This is a genomic window from Gemmatimonadota bacterium (assembly GCA_041390125.1).
Classification (GTDB): Bacteria; Gemmatimonadota; Gemmatimonadetes; order Longimicrobiales; family Gaopeijiaceae; genus JAGQIF01.
In genome coordinates, this window is record JAWKQN010000029.1 from 1 (window position 1) to 25,692 (window position 25,692).

Here is a 25,692-nt window from a genome sequence, read left to right on the forward strand (position 1 = left end):
CGGCTGGACGCCAGTGGCTCGATCCGACGGTAGACCTGCTCGAAATACTGCGGCCGGTCACAGTTGCCCGCCACCACGTAGTGCCCCTGCTCCGGCGTGACGAAGTGGATGTCGGGGTCCTGGGCCTCTCCGTCCACCAGCGCGATGAACAGGTTGGACAGCGAGCGGATCAGCAGCGGGTAGCCGTGGACCAGGTGGCTGTCGAACGGACCGTCCACGTCGGCGACGCCGGCCAGGAAGACCGCCTGGGCGCGCCGCCGGAAGGGACGGGGCTCGGCGCCCCGGAAGAAGTTGACGACCAGCTTGGCCGCATCCGGGTCGTCGACCCAGGTGTGCCCGTGCCGGTCCATGACGGTCCGGAGGCCGTCCGCGAACCAGCGGAAGCGGTCGTCTTGGTGAAGCCCGGCGAACGAGTAGTCCATGTCCATCGTGGAAGGAGGGCCCCCGACCGCCCCTTCGGCGGTCGCGCGCCGCTCGGGGAGCGCGAAAAACCTCTCGCGAAGCGGGATCGAATGCAACCCGCTGGTCGTGGGTTCGTTGACCCCCTGAACCTAACACTTTACAATTTCGGGTCTTAGTCAGGTCGCGCTCCGGAGGGGCGCGCCTTTTTTTTGGCTCCGGACCGGGTCATGCTGAGAGTCGGAATCGTGGGTCTGCCCAACGTGGGCAAGTCCTCCCTGTTCAATGCCTTGACGGCCGCGGGCGTCCCGTCGGAGAACTTCCCGTTCTGCACGGTGGACCCCAACGTCGGCACCGTCGAGGTGCCCGATCCCCGGCTCGACCATCTGCACGAGCTCGTCGGGTCGAAGCGCAAGGTCCCCACCTTCATCCATTTCGTCGACATCGCCGGGCTGGTGGCCGGGGCCTCCCAGGGAGAAGGGCTCGGCAACCGCTTCCTCTCCCATATCCGGGAGGTCGATGCCATCGCGCACGTGCTGCGTTGCTTCGAGGACCCCAACGTCACCCACGTGGCCGGGAGCGTGGACCCGGTGCGGGACCGGGACATCGTCGAGACCGAGCTGGTCCTGGCGGACCTGGAGAGCATCGAGCGTCGCCGCGAGCGGCTGACCAAGAAGGCGCGCTCCGGCGAGAAGGAGGCCCAGCGCGAGCTGGCCCTGGTCGAGCGGGTCCATGCGGTGCTGGCGGACGGACGGCCCGCGCGCCTGGTGGAGGTCGAGCCCGAGGAGCGGACCCTCCTGAAGCAGCTCCAGCTGTTGACCGCCAAGCCGGTCCTGTACGTCCTCAATGTGGCCGAGGGAGACCTGCCGCAGGGACGGAACCGCTGGACGGAGGCCGTGGAGGCCGCCCTGGGCAGCGACGGGCTGGAGCGGACCGTCCCGGTCAGCAGCCGGGTGGAGTCGGAGCTGGCGGACCTGGATCCGGCCGACCGGGCCGAGTTCCTGGAGGGCCTGGGGATCGAGGAGCGCGGCCTGGACCGGCTCGTGCGGGAGGCCTACGCGCTTCTGGACCTGCTCACCTTCTTCACGTCGGGCGAGCAGGAGTCGCGTGCCTGGACCGTACGGCGGGGGGCCAAGGCCCCCGAGGCGGCCGGGCAGATCCACTCGGACTTCGAGCGTGGCTTCATCCGGGCCGAGACGATCCACTACGACGAGTTCGTGGGGATCGGCTCGATGAAGAAGGCCCGGGAGGAGGGGCGCATCCGCTCCGAGGGCAAGGAGTACCTCGTCCAGGACGGGGACATCATGCTCTTCCGCTTCAACGTCTGATCCGCCACCTTTAAGGGCTTGGTGTCCCGCTTCCCCGATCCGAAGGGGGAGCCCGTATGAACCTGCGGTCCGTGGGAGTGTTCGGATGCGCCTGTACGAGATCGTCTACATCTTCGACCCCTCCGTCTCCGAGGAGGGCGTCACCCAGAAGCTGGAGCGCTACCACGGCATCGCCACCCGGACGTCCGGGGCCGAGGTCATCGCCGTGGATCCCTGGGGGGCCCGCCAGCTGGCCTACCCCGTGGGGCCTCACAAGAGCGGCCAGTACGTCGTGGCCCACGTCCGCATGGCTCCCGAGGACCTCACCGAGTTCGAGCGCGTCATCGGACTGGACGGCGAGCTGATCCGCCACCTCATCGTGGTGAACGAGGGCGAGCCCACGAACGGCATGTCCATCCTGGCGGAACGGCCCGAGTCGGCCACCCGGCGGGAGGAGGAGGATGACGACGATGACGACGGCGACGAGGGCGCGCCCGACGAGGACGACGACGACGAGGGCCGCCGCGGACCGGTCGAGTTCTCCGGCGGCCGTGGCCGCCGTCGGCGGATCGAAGGGCCCGCCATCGAGCTGCTGAACTACAAGGACGTCGGGACGCTGTCGAAGTTCATGACGGAGCAGGGCAAGATCCTGCCCAAGCGCACCACCAAGGTGACGGCCGCCTTCCAGCGCACGCTGGGACGCGCCATCAAGCGGGCGCGCTACCTGGCCCTGATCCCGTACGTACGGGATCACGAGGCCTGACGGGACCTGACGTCGTGACGCCGGCCGCGGAGCGGGCCCGGCGCTGGGTGCGACCGGCCGTGCTCCTGCTGATCCTGTGGGGCATCTCGGTCGTCCCCGGCACGCCGCTCGTCGCCCTGGCCCTGCTGGTCCAGCTCGCGCTGCTGCCGCGTCCCCGTACGGGGCCTGCGCTGTTCGTGGCCATCGCGGCGGCCCTGCTGGTCTTCTCCGGTCCCGGGGACGGCCTGTGGTTCGTGGTGCGGGGCTGGGGGCTGGTGCTGGGGCTTTCGTTCGTGGCGGTCACGCTGTACCGCCCGGCGGCGCCCTTCATCAGCCGGGCGCTCGGGGCACTGGTCGCCGCCGTCGCCATCGTGGCGCTGCTGTTCCAGTGGGGGCCGCCCGACTGGCAGGTGGTCGACTGGTTGGTGGGGAGCCGCATCCGGCAGGTGGGCGCCACCGCGCTGGAGGGTGTCCGCCTGCTGGCGGGGGAGCGTACGGCCACCCCCACGCTGCTGGGCGCGCTTTCGCGCATGATCGAGTGGCAGGTGTCGGTCTATCCGGGCATCCTGCTGGTGTCCTCGCTCTGCGCGCTGGCCGTGGCCTGGTGGGTGTACGTGCGGGTGGCGCAGGGCAGCGACCGTGCGCTCGGGCCGCTGCGGGACTTCCGCTTCAGCGACCAGTGGGTGTGGATCGTGGTGGCGGGCTTCGCGCTGGTGCTGTTGGGGGCGTCGGAGGGCTGGTCGCGCGCCGGTGCCAGCACGCTCGTGTTCATGGCGGCGCTCTATGTGGCGCGCGGCGCCGCGGTGGTGGTGTTCCTCACCGGCGGCGTCTCCTGGGCCGGGGTGGCTCTGGCCCTCGTGGGCCTGGCCCTGTTGCCTCAGGTGCTGGTGGGGGGGACGTTCATGGTGGGGTTGAGTGACACGTGGTTGGACATCCGCGGGCGTGCCCGCGCGGTGCTGAACGGTTGAAGACTCCAGGAAACGGTGGACCACGATGAAGATCATTCTGAAGGAGACGGTCGAGCACCTCGGAGAAGCCGGTGAGGTCGTGTCCGTCAAGCCCGGCTACGCCCGCAACTTCCTGCTTCCGCGCGGTCTCGCGTACCGTGCGACGGACGCCAACCTGCGCCGCATCGAGGCCGAGCGGGCGCAGGCCGAAGAGCGCAGCCGGCGCGACTACCTCGAGGCCAGGCGGCGCGCGTCGCAGCTCGAGGGCAAGAGCCTCGCGTTCACGGCCAAGGCGGGCGAGGAGGGCAAGCTGTTCGGCTCCATCACCAGCAGCGACATCGCCGAGCGCCTGAACGGCGGTGGCCTCGACTTCGAGGTGGATCGTCGCAAGATCGAGCTGGACGAGCCGCTCAAGCAGGTCGGCACCTTCACGGTCTCCGTCCGGCTGCACGCGGATGTGCACGTGCCCGTGGAAGTGCGCATCGACGCCGAGGCCTAGCGGTTGGCGTCCGCGAAGGGAGATGGCTCCGGCTCCGCGGCGGAGGCCCTCGCCGTCCGGATCGCGGAGTGCGCGCTGGAGCGCAAGGCGGAGCACGTCGTCGCCCTCGACCTGCGGGGCATCTCGTCCGCGACGGACTTCTTCGTCCTCGCCAGCGGCGGATCGGATGTGCACGTGCGCGCGATCGCCGAGCATGTCGTCGATGCGCTGAAGAAGGAAGACGTCCGCCCCGGACACGTCGAAGGCCTGCAGTCGGCGCAGTGGGTTCTGCTCGACTACATCGACGTCGTCGTCCACGTCTTCCAGCGCGGGGCCCGCGACTTCTACCAGCTCGAGACGCTCTGGGGCGACGCGGCAGTCCGTCACTTCGAGGACGGCCCCGAGCCGCCACCGACGGGCGCGGGGCCCGTGTGACGCGGCGCGGTGGTCGGCGTTGCCGGCGGCCGTTACCTTCGGCCTGATCGCGTCTCGCCTCCGGTTCGTCGTTCATGATCCGCGCGTTTCCCGACTGGCGCCCCGTCTCCCCGGGGTCGGCCGCGTCCCGACTCGAGATCCCTGTCGCCGCACTGGGCCCCCACGGGGCCCGGGTCGCATTCGTGTGTGCGGGGGGCGACACGCTGCCCGACTGGGCGGCGAGCACGGTCCTGGAGGTCGCCCGTGCCTGGGCGGGTATGCTGCCCGGACCCATCCGCGTGGTGGACGCCTCGCTGGACCGTGGCGTCCTGGCCGGTCCGGCTCCCGGACGTGCCTGCACGGAAGGCGTCACCGACGCCGTGCTCTTCGGCGCGTCGCTGGACCGCATCCTCCGCGAGGATGATCAAGGCATCGAGGTGGTGTCGGCCGGCACGCCGGTCGGCCCCGGATGGGGCGTGCTGGAGGACGAGGCCTGGGCGCGCCTGTGGGACGCGCTGCGCGCGCCCGGTGGAGCCGCCCTCTGTCTGGTGACCTCCGACCAGGAAGGCGTCGACGCCGTGCTGCGGCGGGCGGATCAGGTCGTGGTGCTGCGCCGGCAGGATGAACCGGACCCCACCGGGCTGACGGCCGCCGCGGCCAAGGTGGTCGCGGTCCTGGGGCCGCAGGCCGACGAGGCCCGCGTCCGGGAGCTGGAGCCCGGGTTCGACCTGGAGCCGATCGAGCCCGTGCGCCCTCCGCGGCAGGCGACCGATCCCGGGGAGACACCCGACGCCGGGCAGGCCCCGGACGCCGAGGTCACCCCCCGGTCGGACGGGTTCGAGGCGCCCCGGACCGACCTCGACGGCCTCCACGTGGACCTGGACGAGCCCGACCTCGAGGAGCCGTCCCGGGAGCGGCGGCCGGAGGCCGACGAAGCGGCGGGACGGGAGGCCGCGGAGCTCGCGCCGATGGGCGAGACCGCGGAGGCCGCGGAGGAAGGGCCTCACCCCGACGTGGACCTGGACCTCGGCGAAGGGGACGAGCTGGACCGTCTCGTGGATGGTGTGGTCGAAGCCACCGACCGCCCCGCGAGCTGGTGGCCCGAGCCCGCGCCGGTCGAGCCCACCGTCAACTGGGAGGAGGGTGGGGCCGAGCTCCCCGACTTCCCCGAGCCCGCCACGGAGCCCGCGCCCGAGTCGGACGCCCCGTCCGATCCCGCCTGGACCGACCTGGGCGACGTCTTCTCGCTCCGCGAGGAGTTCCGCGAGTCCGCGACCGGCGACCGACCGGTGGCGCTCCCGGAGGACGACCTCGATCGCACGATCGAAGAGCGCGAGTCGCCGCTCGTGGGTCCGCCGGGATGGGCAGGGGAATACGAGATGGAGCGCGTGGACCTGACCCCGCGCGAGGACACCCCGGCCGTGCCCCCCATCGAGGGGCTGATCGGACCCACCGTGGGGGAGCTGCGCAAGGCCGGCACCGACGGCCGGGACGATCCGCCCGCGCCGGCCCTGCCGCCGCCCCCGGACGAGCCACCCGTCCGCCCGCGGCCGGCACCCCGCGCGGCCCCCCCGCCCCCCCGCAGGACCCCCGTGCTGCGCGCGCTGCTGCTGTTGCTCGTCCTGGTGCTCCTGTTCGCGCTGTGGAGGGGCTGGTTCGGAGGATCGGGCGGGGAGGACTCCTCCGCCCCTGAGGGCTCCGTGGGAGCCGCGTTCACCTACGCCACGACGACGGTGCATTCATGAAGCTGCGTACGCTCCGCCTCCAGGGGTTCAAGTCCTTCGCGGACTCGACGGAGGTGCAGTTCCACGACGGCATGACGGCCATCGTGGGCCCGAACGGCTGCGGGAAGTCCAACATCAGCGATGCGATCCGCTGGGTGCTCGGCGAGCAACGCGCCAGCGCCATCCGCGGAGGCAAGATGGAAGAGGCCATCTTCCAGGGCTCCATCCGTCGACGGCCCGTGAACCGCGGCTCGGTCTCGATGATGGTGAGCAACGAGGATGGGGCCCTCCCGGTGCCGTTCCAGGAGGTGGAGATCGGGCGCACCGTCTACCGGGATGGCGGGAGCGAGTATTCGATCAACCGCTCCGCGTGTCGGCTGCGCGACGTCGTCGACCTGTGTCGCGACACCGGACTGGGTGCGAACGCCTATTCCATGATCGAGGGCCGCATGGTCGACGCGATCCTCTCCGATCGCGCCGACGAGCGTCGCTCGCTCTTCGAGGAGGCGTCCGGGATCGGGAAGTACAAGGACCGGCGCAAGGTGGCCACCCGCCGCCTGGAGAGCGCCGAGATCGACCTGCAGCGTCTCGAGGACGTCATCGCCGAGGTGCAGACCAAGGTCCGCTCGCTGGCCCGCCAGAAGGGCAAGGCCCAGCGCTACCTCGAGCTGCGCTCGCGGCAGCTGTCGGTGGAGGTGACCGTCACGCGTCAGCGCCTCGACGCCCTGGCGGCGCGTCTGTCCGAACTCCAGGGCGCGCTCACGAGCGACACCGAGGTGGGCCCGGGCATGGTGGCCGAGGTCCGCACGGCGGAGGCACAGCTGGAGTCGCTGCGCATCGCCCAGGTGGAGGCCGAGCGCGATCGGCAGGCGGCGGCGGCGGCGTTGGAGGCCGTGCGCTCGGAGCTGGTGCGCTGGGAGCGCGACCTGGCCGTGGCCACCGAACGCCAGACCTACGCGGAACGGCGTCTGGAGCAGATCGCGCGCGAGCGCGAAGAGGTGGACGAGCAGCAGACCGGCCTGGCGGGGGAGCACGAGCAGGTCACGGCCTCCGAGCAGGATCGCACCGAGGAGGTCGAGCGGGCCCGGGAAGCCGTGGAGCGCGCGCGCGCCGCGGCCGATGACGTCCGGCGCCGCCTGGTCGACGCACGCGAGGCCCTCGAGCGCCTGTCCACCCGCGAGCGCGAGATCGTGCACCAGGCGGCGCGTCTGGACGGCGACGCGGCGGCTGCGGAGACGCAGGCGGGCGATCTCGCCAGCCGCATCTCCCGTCTCGCGGAGGAGCTGGAGGGCACCGCGGCCGCCGTCTCCGAGATCCAGTCGCAAGGAGACCTCTTCGCGGGGCGGATCGACGATCTCCGCGACCGCGTGCGCACGACCAGGGCAGCCGTGCAGGCCGCACTGGCCGGACTGGCCGACGCACGCTCGGCGCTGGAGCAGCGGCGGGCGGAGGAGGTCCGGGCGTTGGAGGCCACGTCGGCGCTCGGCGCGCGCATCGAGGCGCTGGAGCAGCTCGAGCGCGCCCAGGAGGGCATGGAGCCGGTGGTCCGGGCGCTGCTGGCGCTCGACCGGGAGGGTGTCCTCGGCGTGCTGGGCGACGCGATCCGCGGTCCCCGCGCGGCGGTCGAGGCCGTGGAGGCCTTCCTGGGCCCGCTCGCGCAAGGTGTGCTGGTGCGGGACACGGAGGAGGCCGCGGCACTCGAGACCTGGTTCCGGACGGAATGGGAAGGCGGGGGCGGGCTCTTCCTGATGCCGCTCGACGCCGTCCCCTCCGACGCCGGACCGGCGGGCACGCTGCTCGGGCAGGTGCAGGTGGAGGGACCCGGCGCGGCCTGGGCCCGCGCCCTCCTGGCGGACGTGGACCTGGTGGAGGACCTGGGCGAGCACGGTGGACGGGCGCGCGTGACCGCAGGGGGGGTCGTACGCGATGCGCTCGGCATCCTGCGCGTGGGCCGCCCGCTCGGCGGGGGCGGATCGCTCACCCGGCGCGAGGAGCTGCGTGAGTTGCACGAACGTGCGCAGGCCCTGGCGGCGGATGTGGCGGACGCGGGACGGCGCCGTTCCGATGCGGAGGCCGCGGTGTCCGCCGCCGAGTCCGCCGTCGAAGGGGCGCGCGCGTCGGCGCAACAGGCCGACAGCGAGCTGCACCGCGCCGAGAACGACGTGGCGGCCTCGGCCGAGCACCGGACCCGGCTCGACCGGCACCACGAGGAGCTGCTCCGCCACCTGGAGGGCACGCGCGCCGCACAGGTGCGCGCCCACGAGCGCGCCCGCACCGCCCGCGCGGAGCGGGAGCATCTCCTGGACGAAGAGGAGCGGCTCGGGCGGGAACGCGAGCAGGCCCGGCAGCGCGTCGACGCCGTCACCGAGGAATGGGAGCAGGCGCGCGCCGACGAGGCCCGGCACACGGTGCAGTTCACGCGGGTGGAGAGCGAGCTGGAGCGCCTGCGCGACCGACGGCAGCGCATCGAAGAGCAGCGCGACACGCTGCGCCAGCGCGGCGAGGGCCTCGCCACCGAGGACGCCTCGCTCCGTACGGAGCTCGAGCGCGTCGGTGCGCTGCGACAGGAGGGGGAGGAGGCCTTGGCACGCCTGTTCGGCGAGCGGGACGTGGCCACCGAGCACCTGCGGACGCGGGACGAGGCCCTGAGCGAGATCGTGGCGGGCGTCTCCGATGCGGAGACGCGCGCGCGGCGCGCGCGCGCGGTCGAGCGCGAGGCCACCGAGCGCCGGCACCGCCTGGAGCTGGAGGCCCACGACGTGGCCGCGCGCATCGAGCGGGTGCACGACCGCCTGGAGGCGGAGTGGGGACGCAGCTTCGAGGCGCTCGAAGCCGAGGCCGAGCCCGTGGAGGGCGACGTCGGGATGCTGGAGGACGAGCTCCGGGATCTCGCCGAACAGGTGGCCCGCATCGGGCCGGTCAACATGCTGGCCGTCGAGGAGCATGCCGAAGAGAGCCAGCGTCTCACGTTCCTGGAGGAGCAGCGGGCGGATCTGCTGACGGCGCGCGACGACCTGCGCACGGCGATCAAGCAGATCAACCAGACGGCGACCGAGCTGTTCAACGGGACCTTCCAGACCATCCGCCAGAACTTCCAGGACACGTTCCAGCGGCTCTTCCAGGGAGGAGAGGCGGACCTGTGGCTCGCGGATCCCGAGGACCCGCTGGAGTCGGCGATCGAGATCCACGCCTCACCACGGGGCAAGAAGACCCAGCGCATCGACCTGCTCTCCGGCGGGGAGCGGGCGCTGACGGCGCTTTCGCTGCTCTTCGGCATCTACCTGGTCAAGCCCAGCCCGTTCTGTGTCCTCGACGAGGTGGACGCACCTCTGGACGAGTCGAACATCGTCCGGTTCATCCGGCTGCTGCACGACTTCAAGAACGAGACCCAGTTCGTGGTCATCACCCACAATCCGCGCACCATCGAGGCCGCCGACTGGATCTACGGCGTCACGATGGAGGAGCCGGGCGTCTCGACCATCGTGGGCGTACGCCTCGAGGAAGCGCTGCAGGTGAGCGGCGCGGCCTGACGCCCGCGCTCCGGCCATTCGGGTGCGCGTCACGGTCCTGGGCTCGGGGACGCTCCTGCCGGACAGCGCGCGGGGCTCGGCCGCCCATCTCGTGGAGGCGGACGACGCCCGCGTGCTGCTCGACTGTGGTGCGGGCGCCGTGCGCGCGCTCGCCGGCCGAGGGTGGGACAGGCTGACGCATGTGGCGCTCACCCACTTCCACGTCGATCACGTGGGGGACGTGGGTGCGCTGTGCTGGGCGCTCGCGCACGGGCGCGAACGGGCGGAGCGACCACCGCTGCACGTATTGGGGCCGCCGGGGGTGGTGCAGTGGTGGGAACACCTGGCGGCTCTGCACGGGGAGGCCATGCGCGCACCGGGTCAGCCGCTGCGACTGCATGAGCTGCGACCCGGCGTCGCCTGGACGGACCCCGACCGCTCGTGGCTCCGGTTCGGATGCGTCGACACACCCCACGCCGACCCCTCCCTGGCCCTCCGGCTGGAGACGGCGGAGGGCGACGTCGGGTACACCGGGGACACCGGCTACGACCCGTCGCTGTCCACCTTCCTTGCCGGGGTGCGCGTGGGGATCTCCGAGTGCGGGACGCGTGAGGAGTCCCCCCGCCCGGGCCACCTGACGCCGACGGAGGTGGCCGCGCTGTGGGGCCCCGCGCGGCCCGGGCTCCTGTGGCTCACCCATCTCGACCCCGCGCTGGCTCCCGGCGTGGCGCTGGCGCGCCTGCGGGAGGCCGGGTACGAGGGGCCCGCGGACTGCGCCACGGACGGCCTGACCTGGAGCTCGGACGACGCGTGAGCGGGGCGCCCCCCGGCGCCTCCGTGGGTCGCGCGGCCCGTCCTGCCCTCCCCGCGCCCGGGTCGGGGGGCGAGCGTCCCGCATGGAACCGGTACGGTTGGGGTCCCACGGAGAGACCCTCGCGCGGCGCCACCTGGAAGGGGAGGGCTGGACCGTTCTCGCCGCCAATGTGCGCGCCGGGCGGGAGGAGATCGACCTCGTCGCCCGCCGTGCGGAGGTGGTCGCGTTCGTCGAGGTGAAGACGCGCTCGTCGGACCGCTTCGGCGTGCCCGCCGTGGCTGTGAACGCGCGCAAGCGGGGACGCATCCGCCGCGTCGCGCGCGCGTGGTTGCAGGACCATCCCCAGCCGGGCGCGACGTTGCGCTTCGACGTCGTCTCCATCGTCGTACCGCCTTCGGGCCGCGTCCGGATCGACGTCTATGAGGACGCGTGGCGCTGACGCGTGCGTCCCGCCTTCGCCTTGACCCCCCCGGGACCCGGGTCTAGCTTCGACGTGCCCCAGGTCCCCAGGGCGGGAGCTCTCGGAATCCCGTCAGGACCGGCAGGTAGCAGCGGTACGTGTGGTGACCGTCGCTGGGATCGCCTGGGGCACTCTCCCTCTCCCGCGCGCCCGGTGTCGCATACCGCTCTCGCACGAAAGTACCGGCCGAAGACCTTTGCGGACGTAGCGGCCCAGGAGCACGTCTCCGAGACGCTACGCAAGTCCGTCGCCACCGACCGGGTGGGCCATGCCTACCTGTTCTGTGGGCCTCGCGGTGTCGGCAAGACCACGCTGGCGCGCGTGCTGGCCATGGCACTGAACTGCCCCGACCGCACCTCCCAGGGTGAGCCGTGCGGGGTCTGCGAGAGCTGCACGCGGATCTGGAGCGGGAATACCTCGCTGGACGTGGTGGAGATCGACGCCGCCTCCAATCGTGGCGTGGACGACGCCCGCAGCCTGCGCGAGCGCGCCATGTACGCCCCGTCCGAGGACCGTCGCTTCAAGGTCTACATCGTCGACGAAGCGCACATGCTCACGCGTGAGGCCTGGAACGCCCTCCTCAAGATCCTCGAGGAGCCACCTCCGCGCGTCATCTTCGTCTTCGCCACCACCGAACCGCAGAAGATCCAGCAGAGCGCGGCCCCGATCCTCTCGCGCTGCCAGCGCTTCGACCTGCGCCGCGTGGGGGCGGGGGAGATCGAGCGCCGGCTCGAGCACGTGCTGGACTCCGAAGGAGCCACGGCCAGCGCGGACGCCCTGCACGCGCTCGCGCGCAAGGCGGACGGAGGCATGCGTGACGCGCTCTCGGTCCTGGACCAGGTGCTGGCGCTCGCCGGGGACACGGTGGATCTCGACGCGGTCCGACGCGTGCTGGGGCTCGTGGAGGAGGAGCGCTACCTGGAGCTCTTCGCCATTCTGGCCGAGCGTCGCCACGCCGACGTCTTCCGCCTGGTGGAGTCGCTCGTCGACGACGGCTACGACCTCGTCGAGTTCTATCACGGGTTGATGGACACGCTGCGCCTGCTGTTGCGCTCGGCGCTCGATCCCGAAGCGCCGGATCCGTCCCTGCCCGAACACCTGCACGGCCCGTTCCGGGAGGCGGCGGCCGGCTTCGCCGTCGGAGACCTGGTACGGATGCTGTCGCTCGCCGCCGACCTGGAGACCTCCGGCAGCCTGCGGCGCTCGCCGAACCCGCGGGTGCTCATCGAGATGCTCCTGCTGCGCTTCAGCTATCTGGACCGCACGGTCCAGCTCGAGGCCCTGCTCGGGCTGGCCGGCGGGATGCCCGGCCCGTCCGGCGCGGACGCGGCGTCCCCTCCCGCACCCCGTTCGGGGCGGCCCGCGCGGACGGGCGGCGGACGGGACACGGTGGCCCGGGACAGCGGGGCCGCCCGTTCGGGGCCGGGCCAGGCCGCGCCGGCCTCCCGGCCGGCTCCGGCTCCGGAAGGCGCGGCTCGTACGGAGCCGACGGCGCCGCCGCCCCGCCCCCGGCCCGCTCCCGCGGTGGCCACCGGGGGGCTGGCCGGGGCCTGGGCGGCGCTCCTGGCGTCCGGTGCGGGTGTCCCCCCCGGGCTCGGTCCCTTCCTGCGCACGGCGCAGGTGGAAGAGGGCGCTGGACCCACCGTGGTGCTGCGGATGCCGCCCGGCCCGGGCTTCGAGCGCCTGCAGGACCCGCGGGTCCGTCAGACCCTGGGGGACGCGCTGGCCGGACACCGCGGCGCACCCGTCCAGCTCCAGGTGGAAGGGGCGGAGGCGGGCACGCGCGCACCGGAGCGGATCACCCAGGAGACGGTGCTCAAGACGCGGATGGAGGACCTGCTCGCCCGGGAACCGCGCCTGAAGGAGGCGGTAGAAGAACTCGACCTCGAGCTCCTGGAATAGCATTTGCCAAGCGGGGTCCGGTTCGGCCTCCGCGCTTTCCCTCCCGAGGACCATGGACAACCTGCAACAGCTCGTCGAGATGGGCCGTGAGCTCCAGGCCAAGATGGCCGAGCTCGAGTCCTCGCTGGATTCCCTCGAAGTGGAAGCCTCCGCCGGTGGCGGGATGGTGACGGCCAAGGTGGATGGCCGTGGACGGCTCAAGGGCATCCGTCTGGACGCCAAGGTGGTCGACCCCTCGGACGTGGAGATGCTCGAGGACCTGATCACGGCGGCCGTCTCCGAAGCCCAGCACAAGGCCCAGCGCAGCCAGGAGGAACGGATGCGCCAGCTGACCGGGGGCCTGCCGCTCCCCGGAGGGTTCCCGGGCCTCCTGTAGGGGAGCCCGGATGTCGGCCATCGACCGGGCCACCAAGGAGTTCGCCCGGCTCCCCGGAATCGGCCAGAAGACCGCGCTTAGGCTGGTCTACCACTTGCTGAAAGGCGGTCCGGAGCGCTCCCAGGATCTGGCGCGCGCCCTGGCCGAGCTGGCGGCGCGTATCCGGCCGTGTGGCCGCTGCGGCAACTTCAGCGAGGGCGAGCTCTGCGACGTGTGCAGCAATCCCCGCCGGGAGGGCGGCACGTTGTGCGTAGTGGAGGAGGCCTTCGACGTCGCGGCGGTCGAGCGGACGGGGCTCTTCCGAGGGCGCTATCATGTGCTGGGAGGGCGTCTGTCGCCGCTGGACGGCGTCGGGCCCGACGAGCTCAACCTCGCGGGTCTGCTCCGGCGGATCCGGGACGAAGGAGAGGGCAGGGAGGAGGTCATCGTGGCCACGAACGCCAGCATGGAGGGCGAGGCGACCGCGGTGCTCCTCGAGTCCCAGCTACGGCCGCTGGTCGGACGGGTGACCCGGTTGGCCCGGGGGATCCCGATGGGCAGCGACCTGGAGTATGTGGACGGCACCACGCTGGCCCAGGCGTTCTCGGGCCGGCGCGAGATGGACTAGGGACGGGACCAGGAGGCGATTCGAGAGGATGTCGAGACGGTGGCGTGCGGTACTGATCGCGATGATGGCGGCCGGCGCGGCGGGAGCCGCGGCAGCGTTGCTCGTCCGGGACCAGGTGACCCGGCACCAGCAGCGGTTGTTCAGCCCGCGCCGCTTCCAACGCCTCGCCGCGCTGGGGCATTTCGCCCAGCGGGAGGCGTCGATCGACGATCTCAACGTGCTGCGCGACTACGCGGCTCGAGAGCCCATCCACGCGCTCCGCAGGCGAGCGCACGGCATCATCCGCCGGATGGAGCGCGACGTCAGCGCCCAGGGAGCCGCGGGGGACGCTTGAGCGAGGCCCCCCGCCCCTCCGACGAGCAGACGACCCCGGTCCACGATGCCCGGGCGCTGCTGCGCACCCACCTCGAGCGCGACGGCGCGGAGCTGGCGCTCGTCATCGACACCGCCGGCCGCGTGATCACCGCGGCGGGGAATCCGGGGCGGCTCGATCCCACGGCGTTCGCCTCCGTCTGCGCGGCCCACTTCGAGGCCAACGTCCAGCTTGCCACGCTCGTCGGGGAGCCCGAGTTTAGGACGCTGCTCCATCAAGGGCATGAGGCCTCCATCTATCTCGCGGGTGTGGGGTCGAGCGCGGTCCTCGCCCTCGTCTACGAAGGGACGCGGCTCTTCGAGGAGGTGGGACCGGGCGGCCTCGAGCTGGCACGCCAGCTCACGGATCCGATTGCGGAGTTCCTGGGAAAGAGCGTCGGGGCGGGAGCGGCCGGGGTGGGCTCGGAGTGGGTCCAGGCCGTGGAGAACGAGATCGAGCGCGTGTTCAGAGAAGGAGCATAGGGTCCCTCCGATGTCGATGATCAACTACGCGAGCCGCGAGATCAACTGCAAGATCGTGTACTACGGTACCGGGCTCGGCGGGAAGACGACGAACCTCGAATACGTCTACGAGAAGATCAATCCCGATACCAAGGGCAAGATGATCTCGCTCGCGACGGAGACGGATCGTACGCTCTTCTTCGACTTCCTCCCCATCGACCTCGGGGAGATCCGGGGGTTCAAGACCCGCTTCCACCTGTACACGGTGCCGGGGCAGGTCTACTACAACGCCAGCCGCAAGCTCATCCTGAAGGGCGTGGATGGATTGGTCTTCGTGGCGGACTCGCAGGAGAACCGGGCCGAGGCCAACATCGAGGCCATGCACAACCTGTACGAGAACATCGAATCGTACGGGTACGAGATGGGCAAGCTTCCCTTCGTGATCCAGTACAACAAGCGTGATCTGCCCACCGCCCTCTCGGTGGAGGACATGCGCGCTCAGCTCAACCCGACCGGAGTGCCGGACTTCGAAGCGGTGGCGGTACAGGGCCACGGCGTCTTCGAGACCCTCCAGGCGGTGAGCAAGCTGGTCGTCAAGTCGTTGAGCTGAGCCATGGCCGCCGGCGATCGGTGGAATCTTCCCAACCTGATCACGGTAGTGCGCATCGCGACCTGTCCGGTCATCTATTGGCTTGCGCTCGCCCCCGGTGTGACGGAGCGGTTGCTCGCCTTCGTGCTCTTCCTGGCCGCCAGCGCCTCGGATCTGTGGGACGGCTACCTGGCCCGCAAGCACGGACTGATCACCAACATGGGCAAGCTGCTCGACCCCGTTGCGGACAAGCTGTTGCTCGTGGCGACCTTCATTCCCGTCTATCTCATCTCGCATCGCGGCCCCGCTTCGGAGCTGCCGTGGTGGGGTGCGCTGCCCCTGTGGGTGCTCGCGGTCATCTTCGGGCGTGAGCTGGCCATCACCGTCTTCCGCAGCTGGGCGGCCCGCCGCGGTGAGGTCATCCCGGCCGGCAGGTCGGGGAAGTACAAGGCCTTCATCCAGAACCTGTTCCTGGGCGGGGCCCTGCTCTGGTATCCCCTCCTGGGCATGGCGCAGCGGCGCGGCTGGGGCGGTTCGTTCTGGCAGGGCTGGCAGGTCTTCCACGGCGCCTGGATCGGTCTCATGCTCGCGGCCGCACTGATCCTGACGGTGTATTCGATGGTCGACTACCTGTGGGGGTATCGTCGCCTGCTGTCGGGGAGCGCAGGGGGGTAGCGCGGTGACCGGGGCGCGGGCCGGCATCCTCACCGTGGGAGACGAGCTCCTCTTCGGAGCCACGGTGGACACCAACGGCGCCTGGCTCAGCGCCCGCCTCGCCGACCTGGGGCTGCCCGTGCGCGCCCGCGCCGTGGTCGGAGACCGCGACGAGGAGATCCGCCGCGCCCTGCTCTGGTTGTTGGAGTCGGTGGACGTCGTGGTGGTGACCGGCGGTCTGGGTCCCACCCCGGACGACCTGACCCGGGAGACGGTCGCGGCCACGCTCGGGATCGGCCTGGTGGAGTCTGCGGCCCTCCTGTCCGGGCTCGTCGAGCGCTTCCGCGCGCACGGCCTCGGAGATCTCCCCCCCGACAATGCGCGTCAGGCCCTCGAGCCCGCGGCGGGGCACGGGCGCACGTTCCCGAACCCTGTCGGGTCGGCGCCCGGGCTGTGGTTCGAGGCGCCGCGTCCGGTCGTCTGTCTCCCGGGTCCACCCCACGAGCTCAAGGCGATCTTCACGGCCTCGGTGGCCCCGGCGCTGGCCGCGCGGTTCCAGACGCGGCTCGATCCGCCGTTCCATCGGATGTTCCACACGACGGGCATCGCGGAATCCGTGCTCTCCGCGCGCATCGCCGAGACCTTCCCGGAGGGAACCGGCCCCGTGGGCGTGGCGTTCCTCCCCCACCTCGGCTCGGTGGACGTCCGCCTGACGGTCACCGGGCTGCCCGCGCCGGAGGCCACCGCCTGGTTGGACCGGCTCGAGGTGCGCCTGGCGCCGGTCCTGGCCCCTCATCGCTTCGACAGCCCCCACGGCGACGTGGCCGAGGCCGTCCATGCCCGCCTGGCGGCCACCCACCGCACCCTGTCCGTGGCGGAGAGCTGCACCGGAGGGCGCATCGCGCATCGGCTGACGGTCATGCCCGGCTCCTCCCGCACGTTCGTCGGTGGCGTCGTGGCCTACGCCAACGAGGCCAAGAGCGGCCTGCTGGGAATCGATCCCGGCCTGATCGGCCGCGTGGGGGCGGTCTCCCGCGAGGTGGCCGAGGGGTTGGCCACCGGCGCCTGTCGGGTGTTCGGGACGCGGGCCGGCATCGGCGTGACCGGCATCGCCGGGCCGGACGGCGGGACGGACGACAAGCCGGTGGGCACGGTGTGGTACGCGGTGGCGCTGGATGGAGCCGTGCATGCCCACCACCGGCGATTCCTGGGGGACCGGGACGGCATCCGCGAGCGGGCGTCCGAGGCGGCACTGGGCCTTCTGCATCGCCTGCTGGGCGATGGACCGGTCGAGGCGGACGGGTGATCCGGACCCGCACCGGCATCTTCGAGGGCGCCGGTGGCACGGTGCTGCGGTGGCGTCTGTGGCATCCGGACGCGCCCCGGGCCACCGTGCTGCTCGTCCACGGATGGGGCGAGCACGCGGGCCGCTACGAGGTCTTCGCGGGCGGCCTGGCCGGGCGGGGCTACGCCGTCTTCGCATGGGACCTGCGGGGCCATGGGAGATCGGAGGGCCCGCGCGGGCACGCGGATCGGTTCGAGGACCTGGAGGAGGACCTGGGCCGGGCCCGCCTCGAGGCGGCGGACCGCGTCCGGGAGCCGGACCTCCCCTCCGTATTGTTCGGGCACTCCCTCGGAGGACTGATCGTCCTGCGTTCGCTGCAGCGCGATGCCGGGGGCGTCGACGCGGCGGTGGTCAGCGCACCCTGGCTGGCCACCGCCGCGCCCGTGCCTGCCCTCAAGCGGCAGGCGGCCGGGCTGCTGGACCGGGTGTGGCCGTCCCTCGGCGTCCCGACCGGCACCCGCCCCGAGGCGCTCACGCGCGATCCGGCGATGATCCGCGCCCATCGCGAGGATCCGCTGAATCACACGCGCCTCAGCGCTCGTCTGTTCTTCGAGGTCGAGCGCGTGCAGGCCGAGGTGCGCGCCGACGGGGGCCCGGCGGGGGTGCCGGTGCTCGTGGTCGTGCCGGAGGCCGATCCGCTCGTGGACGCCTCGGTGACGACCGCGTTCGCGGAGGCCCGGCGCGGCGGGGGCGTGGAGCGGCTCGGGTTGCCCGGTCTGCGCCACGAGCCCCTGAACGAGGTGGAGCGCGACGAGGTGGCCCGCTCCATCGGCCGCTGGCTGGACGCGCACGTCCCGCGGGCGCACGGCTGAACCGCGCGGGACCCGGGGGGTATGGTCCCCGCTTCCCCGACCCGACACTCCCATTGCACGGAAGTCCATGAGCGAGGAACGAGCGGACGAGACGATGGTCGACCACGCCGCGCCCGAGGGTGAGACGACGGCGGAGCCCGCTGCGCCGACCGACGACGGCACCGACGCCCCCACCGGCGGGGATGCGCCGACCGACCCGGGCGCGGTCGCGGACGAGATCGCGGCCCTGCGCGCGGAGCAATCCCGCCTCACCGACCGCCACCTGCGGCTCGCGGCCGAGTTCGAGAACTACCGGCGGCGCACGGAGCAGGATCTGAACGGCGCCTGGGGCCGCGCCCAGGCGGACTTCCTCGGGAAGCTCGTCGACGCGCTGGACGACCTGCAGCGGGTCGGCACCTGGGAAGCGTCGACCACCACGGTGGAGGCGCTGATCGAAGGCGTGGATCTGGTGGAGCGCAAGGTGAAGCAGGCGCTCGCGGCGGCCGGCGTGGAGGTGCTGGAGCCGACCGGAGAGGCGTTCGACCCCTCGCTCATGGAGGCGGTCATGCGCGTGGCGGCCGACGACGAGGCCCAGGACGACATCGTCCAGGATGTGTTCCAGAAGGGGTATCGCCTGAAGGGCCACCTCGTGCGTCCCGCGCGCGTGAGCGTGCTCAAGCACGACTGAATGAGGACCTGATGGCGGCGAGCACCACGGATTTCTACAAGGTCCTCGGTGTCGCGGAGAGCGCGACGCCGGACGAGATCAAGAAGGCCTACCGCAAGCTGGCCAAGCAGCACCACCCCGACGCGAACCCCAACGACGCGCGGGCAGCGGAGCGCTTCAAGGAGATCGGCGAGGCCTACTCGGTGCTCTCCGACGCGGAGAAGCGCAAGCAGTACGACCGCATGCGCAAGCTGGGCGCGTTCGGCATCGGCAACCGCACGGGCGCCGGTCCCCGGCCGGGCACGGCCGGCCCCGAGGGTTCCTTCAGCTTCGACGACCTGTCGGGGCTGGGAGGCCTGGGCGACATCTTCGCCTCCATCTTCGATCGCAGTCGCCGTTCCGACGAGCGCAAGCGCGGTCCGGGCAAGGGCCAGAATGTCGACTACGTGGTGGAGATCTCCTTCCGCCAGGCCGTCGAAGGGGGGAAGGTCACCATCAACCTGCCCATCTCCGAGGAGTGCGCCACCTGCGCCGGGACGGGAGCGGCGCCGGGCGCGCGGATCACCCGCTGCACCGAGTGCGGTGGGTCGGGCACGGTGTCCTTCGGCCAGGGCGGCTTCGCGGTGAAGCGTCCCTGTCCCGCCTGCCTGGGACGCGGGCGCATTCCCGAGACGCCGTGTCCGTCGTGCGCGGGAACAGGCACCATCCGGCAGACGCGCGCCATCCAGGTCGCGATCCCCGAGGGCGTGGAGACCGGCTCCAAGGTGCGTCTGGCGGGACAGGGGGAGCGCGGCGTCGAGGGCGGCCCGCCCGGTGACCTGCTGATCACCTTCAAGGTGCTGCCCGACCGCTTCTTCCGCCGGGAGGGTCTCGACATCCATGTGACCGTGCCCATCAACGTGGCCCAGGCAGTGCTCGGCTCGAAGGTGCGGGTGCGCACGGTCGGGGATCACAAGGTCACGTTGCGGATCCCACCCGGCACCCAGTCGGGCACCAAGTTCCGCATCCGGGGGCAGGGGATCACCCGGAACGGGAAGACGGGCGACCAGTACGTCGAGGTGAAGGTGCAGGTGCCCGAGGAGCTGGACGCGAAAGCAAAGGAGCAGTTCGAGGGGTTCGCCGAGGCCGCCGGCCTCAAGCACTGACCTCGGCGCCCCGGGCCGCGCCGCGGATGCGGCCTCCGCCGAGCACGCGCTCGCCCGAGAAGACCACCGCGGACTGACCGGGCGTCACCGCAGCCTGCGGCGTCTCCAGGGCCAGCGTCAACGCCGCGTCCTCTTCCGGCAGCACCACCGCATCCACCGCCGGCGCCCGGTGACGGAGCTGCACCTGCACCCGCTCGCCGGGTCGCACCGGATCCGACAGCCAGTTCACCTCGTCCACCGACACCCGATCCCGCTCGAGTGCGGACCGCGGACCGATCACCACGGCCCGGTCGGCCGGACGCACCGCGATCACGAACATGGGGTCGGCAAAGCCACCCGGCAGCCCGCGCCTCTGTCCCACCGTGAAGCCGGCGTACCCTTGGTGCTCGCCCAGGATGCGCCCGTCCTCGTCCACGAACGGTCCGGGAGACAGCGCCTCGTGCCGTGCGCCCAGGCGTTGGCCCAGCAGGTCGCGGTAGTTCCCGGTTGGCACGAAGCAGATCTCCTGGGACTCCGCCTTGTCCGCGGTGATCAGCCCCAGCTCCCGGGCGCGCGCCCGCACCTCGGGCTTCGTCAGCTCGCCGAGCGGGAAGCGGAGGTGAGGGAGCAGCTCGGGCGGTAGAGCCCACAGGAAGTAGGTCTGGTCCTTGGCGGCGTCCCGGCCCCGCAGCAGACAGGGGTGACCCGCGTCGTCCGTGGCGATGCGCGCATAGTGTCCGCTGGCGATGCCGTCCACCCCCAGCGCGCGCGCCCGGCGCATGAGGTCGCGGAACTTCGTGTTCGAGTTGCAGCGCACACACGGGTTGGGCGTGCGGCCTTCGGCGTACTCGCGCACGAAGTCGTCGATGACGTCGCGCGTGAAGTCCTCCTCCACGTCGAAGACGTAGTGCGGGATGCCCAGGCGATCGGCCACGCGACGCGCGTCGGCGATGCCGTCCAGGCCGCAACACGTGCGTCCGTGGGCGGGCACGTCCGAGTAGCAGAAGGTCTTCATGGTGACGCCTACCACGTCGTAGCCCTGTTCTACCAGCAGCGCGGCCGCGACCGACGAGTCCACCCCGCCCGACATGGCGACCAGGACGCGTCCCGCGCTCACGCCGGCACCTCGAGGCGGTCGAGGACGGCCGAGAGCGCCCGCAGCGCGTCGTCGACGTCCGACAGGGTGGTGTTCGCTCCGAAGCTGAAGCGCAGCGCGGCGCGGTCCAGGCCCGGCCCGTAGAGCGCCTCGAGCACGTGGCTGCCCTTCCCGCTGCCGCTGGCGCAGGCCGAGCCACCGGAGACGGCCACGCCTTCGAGGTCGAGCCCCGCCCGTACCGCATCGCCGTCCACGCCCGGCAGACCCACGTTGAGGATGTGGGGTGCACGCGGACCCTCGGCGCCGTGGACGACGAGACCGGGCACGCGGGCGCGCAACCCCGCCTCCAGGCGCGCGCCCAGAGCGCCCCACGACGTGGCGCGGCCCGGCTGCTCCCGCACGGCCCGCTCCACGGCGGTGGCGAGTCCCACGGCCCCGGCCACGTCCTCCGTACCCGGACGGAGCGCACGCTCCTGCCCGCCGCCGTGGAGCAGCGGGGCCAGCGGGGTGCCCGCGCGGACGAAGAGCGCGCCCACGCCCGTGGGTCCCCCCAGCTTGTGGCCCGTCAGGGTCAGCAGGTGCACGGCGTCCCGGTCCAGGCGGACCGGCACCTTGCCCACCGCCTGCACGGCGTCCGTGTGGACGGGCACCCCCGCCGCCTCGGCCTGGGCGAGCACGGGCGCGAGGGCGGGCTGGAGCCCGGTCTCGTTGTTCACCCACATCACGGACACGACGGCCGGACGGGCGTGGAGCGCGCGCTCCAGGTCTTCCGGCTCGATCCGTCCGTCCGGGCGCACGCGCAGATGGAGGGGCGTCCCACCCAGGGACCGCACCGCCTCCGCCGCGGACCGCACGGCCGGATGCTCGATGGCCGAAACCGCCACGACGGGGCGCTCCCGGCCCTCGCGTCGTGCCTGCAGGGCCCGCCCCAGGACGGCGAGGTTGTCGCCTTCGGTGCCGCCCCGCACGAACACCATCTCCTCCGTACGGGCGCCGAGCGCGTGCGCCAGGCGCGCGCGCGCGTCCTCGAGCAGATGCCGTGCGCGCCGTCCGGCCCGGTGGGGGCTGGACGGATTCCCTGGCGCGCTCGCGTGCACGGCGGCCATGGCCGCCAGCACCTCGGGGTCGGGCGGGGTCGTGGCGGCGTGATCGAGATAGACGTCCATGGGCGCTCCGGGAACGGTCGGGATACATTAACCCGGGCGCTCGTCACCGGGTCCCGCGCGCTTGGCCGGGCCGGCGCCCATGGCCCGGGCGTCGGCGGCCGGCGCGGTACCGCGGTGTTCCACCCACGACAGGAGTCGCGCGACGGTGCTGCCCCCGTTTCCCGAAGGCCGGCCCCGCAGCTTCGATGTCACGGTCCACGGCACCGTCTTCGCGGACCGCGCGCGCCACCTGGCCGGGTTGGCGTGCGGCTCCACCCTGCTGCTGCTCCCGGATCCGCCCGTCCAGGCCGAGCCGCAGGTGTGGGTGCACCTGGCCAGTGGTGAGCCGGTCGGCCACCTGCCGGACGAGGTGGGGTCGTGGCTCGCACCCTGGTTGCAGCGGGGGGGCCACGCCAACGCGGAGGCGGTGCGGGTACACGGCGCCGACGCGCCCTCCTGGCGGCGCCTGGTGATCCACGTGGAGTGCGCCGCCGACGCCGACTCCTGACCGTCCCGCAGCGGGGTAGGACGTCAGAACGTGGAGACGGAGACCGCGAGGGGCGTGTCCAGCTCCAGCGTCTCGCGGATCCAGAACGGCTCGCCATACCGACGCCGGATCCGGGCGCCGTCGCGCGCGGCGTGCACGCGCACCTGGTCGTACAGCAGCCGGTCGCCGCCTGCGTGCACCCCACCGAAGCCGGTCTTGCCCTCGAACTGCGAAGCGTAGCAGCGCAGCGCCTCGATCTTGCGGTCGATCTGCGCGCTGATGTCCACGACGAAGGAAGGCGTCGGCGCGTCGTCGTGGAATGCGAGCGCGTGCAGCACGTTGCGGGGCCGATGCGGGTCGCCCGCGCCCTCGAAGCCGCGGAGCCCGGAGAGGAAGGAGGCGTCCCGGGCGATCTCGGCCGCGACCCGGTGGTCCGGGTGGCGTGCCACCGGCCAGTGCGTCACGACGATCACCGGACGCAACTCGCGGAGCAGCGTGGCGACCGCCATGCGGGCGGAAAGGGTGTTCTCCAGGCGGGCGTCCGGAAGCCCGGCATTGCGCCGCACGGCCAGTCCCAGCGCGCGGGCGGCCTCCTCGGCCTCCCGCGCCCGACGCTCGGCCGTGCCGGACGTCCCGGACTCGCCGCGTGTGAGGTCGAGCACACCCGTGCGCAGCCCTTGGTCGGCGCACTTGAGCAGCGTGCCGCCGCACAACAGCTCGGCGTCGTCCGGATGCGCCATCACCACGAGCAGGTCGAGCGGATCCATGGCGCTCACTCGTAGCGCAGCGCGACGACGGGGTCGAGTCGGGCGGCGCGGATGGCGGGCAGCAGACCGAAGAGCATGCCGGTCAGCGCGGCGGCCAGCAACGCCACCGCCACGGACCAGATCGGGATCTCGGCGGGCACGGGTGTGAAGCGCGCCACCCCCCACGAGGCCAGCGCGCCGATGCCGAGGCCCACGGCGCTGCCCACGAGCGTGAGCGCCGACGCCTCCACCAGGAACTGCCACAGGATCTCCCGGCGATTGGCGCCCACGGCCTTCCGGACCCCGATCTCGCGGGTGCGCTCCGTGACGGAGATCAACATGATCCCGATGACTCCGACGCCGCCGACCATCAACGCCACCGAGGAGAGCGCGAGCATCACCGCGAAGAACGCGCCGGTGAAGCGGTTGAACAGATCGAGCAGCTCGGTCGGCTGCATCAGCCAGAAGTTGTTCTCCTCCTCCGGACGCAGCCCGCGGGACGAGCGTAGCGTGGAGATGACCTGGTCCTTGGCCTCCTCCAGCGTGACGTCGTCCTCGGGGACCACCAGGATCTGCGCGAAGGAGAAGGCGTTGCGCGCCTTCAGCCGCCGCACGGCGGTCGTGTAGGGGAAGATGGCGAAGAAGGGTTGGGCGTTGCCGAACACGTTCTCCGACTGCTTGTAGACGCCGACGATCGTGAAGCGCTCGTTGACGCCACGCCACCCGGAGGTGGCCCGCACCCATTCGCCGATCGGATCACGGGCGCCGAACAGCTCCTCCGCCAGGCGGTCGGAGATCACGGCCACCGGGCGACCTTCGGCCACCTCCACCGGCGTGAAGTTCCGACCTGCCACGAACTCGCCGGAGGCGTAGAGCTCCCATCCGGACGTATGGCCCTGGGAGTCCACGTTGCTCACCCGGTCCTTCCCGCGTGACATCTCGATCTGGAAGTTGATGGCGGCACCCGCGGAGCGGATGGCGGGCAGCGCGGCCACGCGGGTCACCTCGGCGTCGGTGATCTCGGGGTTCTTCCACCAGGGAGGCCCGCTGCCGCCGTCGTTCACGATCCGGATCCCGGTGAGGTCGAACGGCATCACCACGAAGTTGCGTGGCCCCGCGGCCTCGAACGACTCGGCGATGCCCGAGCGGATGCCGGTGATGACGCTGGCCATCGCCACCACCACGGCGACACCGATCGCAATGCCCACGACGGTGAGTCCGGCGCGGATCTTGTTGGCGCGCAGCGCGTCGAGCGCGACCCGCGTGCCTTCGACCAGCGTGGTGAGACCGTTCATGTCGCCTCCGCCTCCGTCATTCGTAGCGTAGCGCGTCGACCGGGTCCAGCCGCGCGGCGCGGCGCGCCGGGTAGACGCCGGCGATCACACCGGTGGCGACGCCCAGCACCACCGCCACCACCACCCAGCGCACGGCGACGGCGGCGGGCAGGGGCGTGACGGTGCGCACCAGCCAGCTCAGCCCGACGCCGATCACCACCCCGGTCCCCGCCCCGAAGAGGGACAGCGTGGACGACTCGACCAGGACCTGCGTGAGGATGTCGCGCTGGCGCGCGCCGATGGCTTTGCGGACCCCGATCTCCCGGGTGCGCTCCATGACGGAGACCAGCATGATGTTCATGATCACGATCCCGCCCACGATGAGCGAGATGGCGACCAGCGTGGGGAAGGCCACGTAGAGGATGGTGGAGATCCGTTCCCAGAAGGACAGGGATTCCTCCTGCGTCTCCACCGCGAAGTTGTTGTCGTCCGCGGGCCGGAGCCGGCGCTGTGCGCGCAGGATGCCTTCCACCTCGTCGCGGGCCGTCGGCACCAGCTCGGGCGTGGGCGTCTGGACGATGATCTCCTCCAGATAGCCGCGCGGGCTGGCGATCCGCCCCAACGGCGACTCGAAGGGCGCCACGGCCTTGTTGTCGCGGGATTGGCCGAGCACCGAACCCATCCGCTCCAGGATACCCACGACGCGGAACGGCTCTCCCGCGATCTTGACGCGCTGCCCGATCGCGCCGCCTTCGGGGAAGAGGGCATCGACCACGTCCCGTCCCAGGACCACGGCCGCCGAGCCGCGCTCCGCCTCCTGGGGGCTGAAGGCCCGTCCCTCCTCGACCACCCAGCCGCGGATGGCGAAGATGGGCTCGTCGGCGGCGATGATCTCCACGTTGTCCACCTGCACGCCGCCGTAGGTCGCGATGGGGGCGCGGCTGTCGACCTGCACGCTGACCACGCCCGGGATGGGGAGGGCTTCCCGGATCCGATCGGCGTCGGCGACGGTGAGCTGGGGCCGTCGTCGCAGCGCCCGCCACTCCTCGTCCGTGAGGTTCCCGACCACGGTGCCGATGCGGTCCACCGTCACGGTGTTGATCCCGAAGATCTCGCTGCCGAGGTCGTCCCGGACGTACCGGTCCATCCCCTCCACCACGCTCACCACGGTGATGAGGAACATGACGCCGATGATCACGCCCAGCACGCTGAAGAAGCTCTTCAGCTTCTGGGCGCGGATCTGCTGCAGCGCCAGCCGGACGCCTTCGAGGAGCTCCATGGC

27 protein-coding genes and 1 other RNA gene are annotated in these 25,692 nt (G+C 72.0%); 22 read left to right on the plus strand and 6 right to left on the minus strand.

Going from position 1 to position 25,692, the window contains the following annotated elements; translation table 11 throughout:
• Positions 1-422: class II aldolase/adducin family protein (locus R3E98_20940; GenBank protein ID MEZ4425875.1), on the minus strand; the 422-nt coding region annotated here is incomplete at its 3' end.
• Between the two features lie 207 nt (positions 423-629).
• Between R3E98_20940 and ychF the strand changes: the two genes are divergently transcribed.
• From ychF to dnaJ, 21 genes are all read left to right on the plus strand, one after another.
• Entirely contained in the window at positions 630-1,727 is a 1,098-nt protein-coding gene (gene ychF, locus R3E98_20945; protein ID MEZ4425876.1) for a redox-regulated ATPase YchF, read from the plus strand.
• Positions 1,728-1,812: 85 nt separating this feature from the next.
• Positions 1,813-2,469 (plus strand): 30S ribosomal protein S18, encoded by a 657-nt coding sequence (rpsR, locus tag R3E98_20950; protein MEZ4425877.1) that lies wholly within the window; start codon positions 1,813-1,815, stop codon positions 2,467-2,469.
• Positions 2,470-2,483: 14 nt separating this feature from the next.
• The gene (locus tag R3E98_20955) at positions 2,484-3,416 is read left to right on the plus strand and encodes a DUF2232 domain-containing protein (GenBank protein MEZ4425878.1); all 933 of its coding nucleotides are present in this window, start codon (positions 2,484-2,486) and stop codon (positions 3,414-3,416) included.
• Positions 3,417-3,441: 25 nt separating this feature from the next.
• Positions 3,442-3,894: a 50S ribosomal protein L9 gene (rplI, locus tag R3E98_20960; GenBank protein MEZ4425879.1), complete on the plus strand. Its 453-nt coding sequence runs from the start codon at positions 3,442-3,444 to the stop codon at positions 3,892-3,894.
• Positions 3,895-3,897: 3 nt separating this feature from the next.
• A complete protein-coding gene (gene rsfS / locus R3E98_20965) occupies positions 3,898-4,308 on the plus strand; it encodes a ribosome silencing factor (GenBank protein MEZ4425880.1) in 411 nt (136 codons plus the stop codon).
• A 74-nt stretch (positions 4,309-4,382) separates the two neighbouring features.
• Complete coding sequence (locus tag R3E98_20970; protein ID MEZ4425881.1) at positions 4,383-6,032, plus strand: hypothetical protein; 1,650 nt, start codon at positions 4,383-4,385, stop codon at positions 6,030-6,032.
• Positions 6,029-9,541, plus strand: coding sequence for a chromosome segregation protein SMC (smc, locus tag R3E98_20975; protein ID MEZ4425882.1), 3,513 nt, complete (start codon positions 6,029-6,031; stop codon positions 9,539-9,541). Before R3E98_20970 ends, smc begins: the two co-directional genes overlap by 4 nt.
• A 22-nt stretch (positions 9,542-9,563) precedes the next feature.
• Positions 9,564-10,334, plus strand: coding sequence for a ribonuclease Z (locus tag R3E98_20980; GenBank protein ID MEZ4425883.1), 771 nt, complete (start codon positions 9,564-9,566; stop codon positions 10,332-10,334).
• Between the two features lie 82 nt (positions 10,335-10,416).
• Positions 10,417-10,773 carry a YraN family protein gene (locus R3E98_20985; GenBank protein ID MEZ4425884.1) on the plus strand — a complete coding sequence of 119 codons (357 nt, stop codon included), beginning with the start codon at positions 10,417-10,419 and terminating at the stop codon, positions 10,771-10,773.
• A gap of 57 nt (positions 10,774-10,830) precedes the next feature.
• An RNA gene (ffs, locus tag R3E98_20990) (signal recognition particle sRNA small type) lies at positions 10,831-10,926 on the plus strand.
• 21 nt (positions 10,927-10,947) lie between these two features.
• Positions 10,948-12,696: a DNA polymerase III subunit gamma/tau gene (gene dnaX / locus R3E98_20995; protein ID MEZ4425885.1), complete on the plus strand. Its 1,749-nt coding sequence runs from the start codon at positions 10,948-10,950 to the stop codon at positions 12,694-12,696.
• Positions 12,697-12,748: 52 nt separating this feature from the next.
• A complete protein-coding gene (locus R3E98_21000) occupies positions 12,749-13,072 on the plus strand; it encodes a YbaB/EbfC family nucleoid-associated protein (protein ID MEZ4425886.1) in 324 nt (107 codons plus the stop codon).
• Positions 13,073-13,082: 10 nt separating this feature from the next.
• Positions 13,083-13,679 carry a recombination mediator RecR gene (gene recR / locus R3E98_21005; GenBank protein ID MEZ4425887.1) on the plus strand — a complete coding sequence of 199 codons (597 nt, stop codon included), beginning with the start codon at positions 13,083-13,085 and terminating at the stop codon, positions 13,677-13,679.
• 28 nt (positions 13,680-13,707) lie between these two features.
• Positions 13,708-14,013, plus strand: coding sequence for a hypothetical protein (locus tag R3E98_21010; protein MEZ4425888.1), 306 nt, complete (start codon positions 13,708-13,710; stop codon positions 14,011-14,013).
• Positions 14,010-14,513 carry a roadblock/LC7 domain-containing protein gene (locus R3E98_21015; protein ID MEZ4425889.1) on the plus strand — a complete coding sequence of 168 codons (504 nt, stop codon included), beginning with the start codon at positions 14,010-14,012 and terminating at the stop codon, positions 14,511-14,513. The genes R3E98_21010 and R3E98_21015 overlap by 4 nt, the downstream gene beginning before the upstream one ends.
• A 10-nt stretch (positions 14,514-14,523) precedes the next feature.
• Entirely contained in the window at positions 14,524-15,102 is a 579-nt protein-coding gene (locus R3E98_21020; protein MEZ4425890.1) for an ADP-ribosylation factor-like protein, read from the plus strand.
• A 3-nt stretch (positions 15,103-15,105) separates the two neighbouring features.
• Positions 15,106-15,756 (plus strand): CDP-diacylglycerol--glycerol-3-phosphate 3-phosphatidyltransferase, encoded by a 651-nt coding sequence (gene pgsA / locus R3E98_21025; GenBank protein ID MEZ4425891.1) that lies wholly within the window; start codon positions 15,106-15,108, stop codon positions 15,754-15,756.
• A gap of 4 nt (positions 15,757-15,760) precedes the next feature.
• Complete coding sequence (locus R3E98_21030) at positions 15,761-17,041, plus strand: CinA family nicotinamide mononucleotide deamidase-related protein (protein MEZ4425892.1); 1,281 nt, start codon at positions 15,761-15,763, stop codon at positions 17,039-17,041.
• Positions 17,038-17,892 (plus strand): alpha/beta hydrolase, encoded by an 855-nt coding sequence (locus R3E98_21035; protein MEZ4425893.1) that lies wholly within the window; start codon positions 17,038-17,040, stop codon positions 17,890-17,892. Before R3E98_21030 ends, R3E98_21035 begins: the two co-directional genes overlap by 4 nt.
• Before the next feature lie 67 nt (positions 17,893-17,959).
• Positions 17,960-18,559, plus strand: coding sequence for a nucleotide exchange factor GrpE (locus R3E98_21040; protein MEZ4425894.1), 600 nt, complete (start codon positions 17,960-17,962; stop codon positions 18,557-18,559).
• A gap of 11 nt (positions 18,560-18,570) precedes the next feature.
• On the plus strand, positions 18,571-19,683 hold the full coding sequence (gene dnaJ, locus R3E98_21045; protein ID MEZ4425895.1) for a molecular chaperone DnaJ: 1,113 nt from the start codon (positions 18,571-18,573) through the stop codon (positions 19,681-19,683).
• On the opposite strand, the gene mnmA is transcribed toward dnaJ, so the two are convergent.
• Both mnmA and R3E98_21055 read right to left on the minus strand, forming a co-directional pair.
• Positions 19,673-20,779, minus strand: a complete 1,107-nt coding sequence (gene mnmA, locus R3E98_21050) for a tRNA 2-thiouridine(34) synthase MnmA (protein ID MEZ4425896.1) — start codon at positions 20,777-20,779, stop codon at positions 19,673-19,675. The two genes, dnaJ and mnmA, sit on opposite strands and share 11 nt — an antisense overlap.
• Complete coding sequence (locus R3E98_21055) at positions 20,776-21,924, minus strand: cysteine desulfurase family protein (protein MEZ4425897.1); 1,149 nt, start codon at positions 21,922-21,924, stop codon at positions 20,776-20,778. Before R3E98_21055 ends, mnmA begins: the two co-directional genes overlap by 4 nt.
• A 145-nt stretch (positions 21,925-22,069) precedes the next feature.
• Here R3E98_21055 and R3E98_21060 point away from each other — a divergent pair, with 145 nt between their 5' ends.
• The gene (locus tag R3E98_21060) at positions 22,070-22,411 is read left to right on the plus strand and encodes a hypothetical protein (protein ID MEZ4425898.1); all 342 of its coding nucleotides are present in this window, start codon (positions 22,070-22,072) and stop codon (positions 22,409-22,411) included.
• 23 nt (positions 22,412-22,434) lie between these two features.
• On the opposite strand, the gene bshB1 is transcribed toward R3E98_21060, so the two are convergent.
• Genes bshB1 through R3E98_21075 form a run of 3 tightly spaced genes read right to left on the minus strand, consistent with a single transcriptional unit; the run spans position 22,435 to position 25,689 of the window.
• Complete coding sequence (gene bshB1 / locus R3E98_21065) at positions 22,435-23,157, minus strand: bacillithiol biosynthesis deacetylase BshB1 (protein MEZ4425899.1); 723 nt, start codon at positions 23,155-23,157, stop codon at positions 22,435-22,437.
• 5 nt (positions 23,158-23,162) lie between these two features.
• On the minus strand, positions 23,163-24,431 hold the full coding sequence (locus R3E98_21070; GenBank protein MEZ4425900.1) for an ABC transporter permease: 1,269 nt from the start codon (positions 24,429-24,431) through the stop codon (positions 23,163-23,165).
• A 16-nt stretch (positions 24,432-24,447) separates the two neighbouring features.
• Complete coding sequence (locus tag R3E98_21075; protein MEZ4425901.1) at positions 24,448-25,689, minus strand: ABC transporter permease; 1,242 nt, start codon at positions 25,687-25,689, stop codon at positions 24,448-24,450.
• Positions 25,690-25,692 lie beyond the last annotated feature (3 nt).

Excerpts from the sequence above, each read along its gene's own strand:
- ychF (MEZ4425876.1), top strand. The coding sequence starts at position 630 with ATGCTGAGAGTCGGAATCGTGGGTCTGCCCAACGTGGGCAAGTCCTCC.
- rpsR (MEZ4425877.1), top strand. The coding sequence starts at position 1,813 with ATGCGCCTGTACGAGATCGTCTACATCTTCGACCCCTCCGTCTCCGAG.
- rplI (MEZ4425879.1), top strand. The coding sequence starts at position 3,442 with ATGAAGATCATTCTGAAGGAGACGGTCGAGCACCTCGGAGAAGCCGGT.
- R3E98_20970 (MEZ4425881.1), top strand. The coding sequence starts at position 4,383 with ATGATCCGCGCGTTTCCCGACTGGCGCCCCGTCTCCCCGGGGTCGGCC.
- smc (MEZ4425882.1), top strand. The coding sequence starts at position 6,029 with ATGAAGCTGCGTACGCTCCGCCTCCAGGGGTTCAAGTCCTTCGCGGAC.
- R3E98_20985 (MEZ4425884.1), top strand. The coding sequence starts at position 10,417 with ATGGAACCGGTACGGTTGGGGTCCCACGGAGAGACCCTCGCGCGGCGC.
- R3E98_21000 (MEZ4425886.1), top strand. The coding sequence starts at position 12,749 with ATGGACAACCTGCAACAGCTCGTCGAGATGGGCCGTGAGCTCCAGGCC.
- recR (MEZ4425887.1), top strand. The coding sequence starts at position 13,083 with ATGTCGGCCATCGACCGGGCCACCAAGGAGTTCGCCCGGCTCCCCGGA.
- R3E98_21010 (MEZ4425888.1), top strand. The coding sequence starts at position 13,708 with ATGTCGAGACGGTGGCGTGCGGTACTGATCGCGATGATGGCGGCCGGC.
- R3E98_21020 (MEZ4425890.1), top strand. The coding sequence starts at position 14,524 with ATGTCGATGATCAACTACGCGAGCCGCGAGATCAACTGCAAGATCGTG.
- pgsA (MEZ4425891.1), top strand. The coding sequence starts at position 15,106 with ATGGCCGCCGGCGATCGGTGGAATCTTCCCAACCTGATCACGGTAGTG.
- R3E98_21040 (MEZ4425894.1), top strand. The coding sequence starts at position 17,960 with ATGAGCGAGGAACGAGCGGACGAGACGATGGTCGACCACGCCGCGCCC.
- dnaJ (MEZ4425895.1), top strand. The coding sequence starts at position 18,571 with ATGGCGGCGAGCACCACGGATTTCTACAAGGTCCTCGGTGTCGCGGAG.
- R3E98_21055 (MEZ4425897.1), bottom strand. The coding sequence starts at position 21,924 with ATGGACGTCTATCTCGATCACGCCGCCACGACCCCGCCCGACCCCGAG.
- bshB1 (MEZ4425899.1), bottom strand. The coding sequence starts at position 23,157 with ATGGATCCGCTCGACCTGCTCGTGGTGATGGCGCATCCGGACGACGCC.
- R3E98_21070 (MEZ4425900.1), bottom strand. The coding sequence starts at position 24,431 with ATGAACGGTCTCACCACGCTGGTCGAAGGCACGCGGGTCGCGCTCGAC.
- R3E98_21075 (MEZ4425901.1), bottom strand. The coding sequence starts at position 25,689 with ATGGAGCTCCTCGAAGGCGTCCGGCTGGCGCTGCAGCAGATCCGCGCC.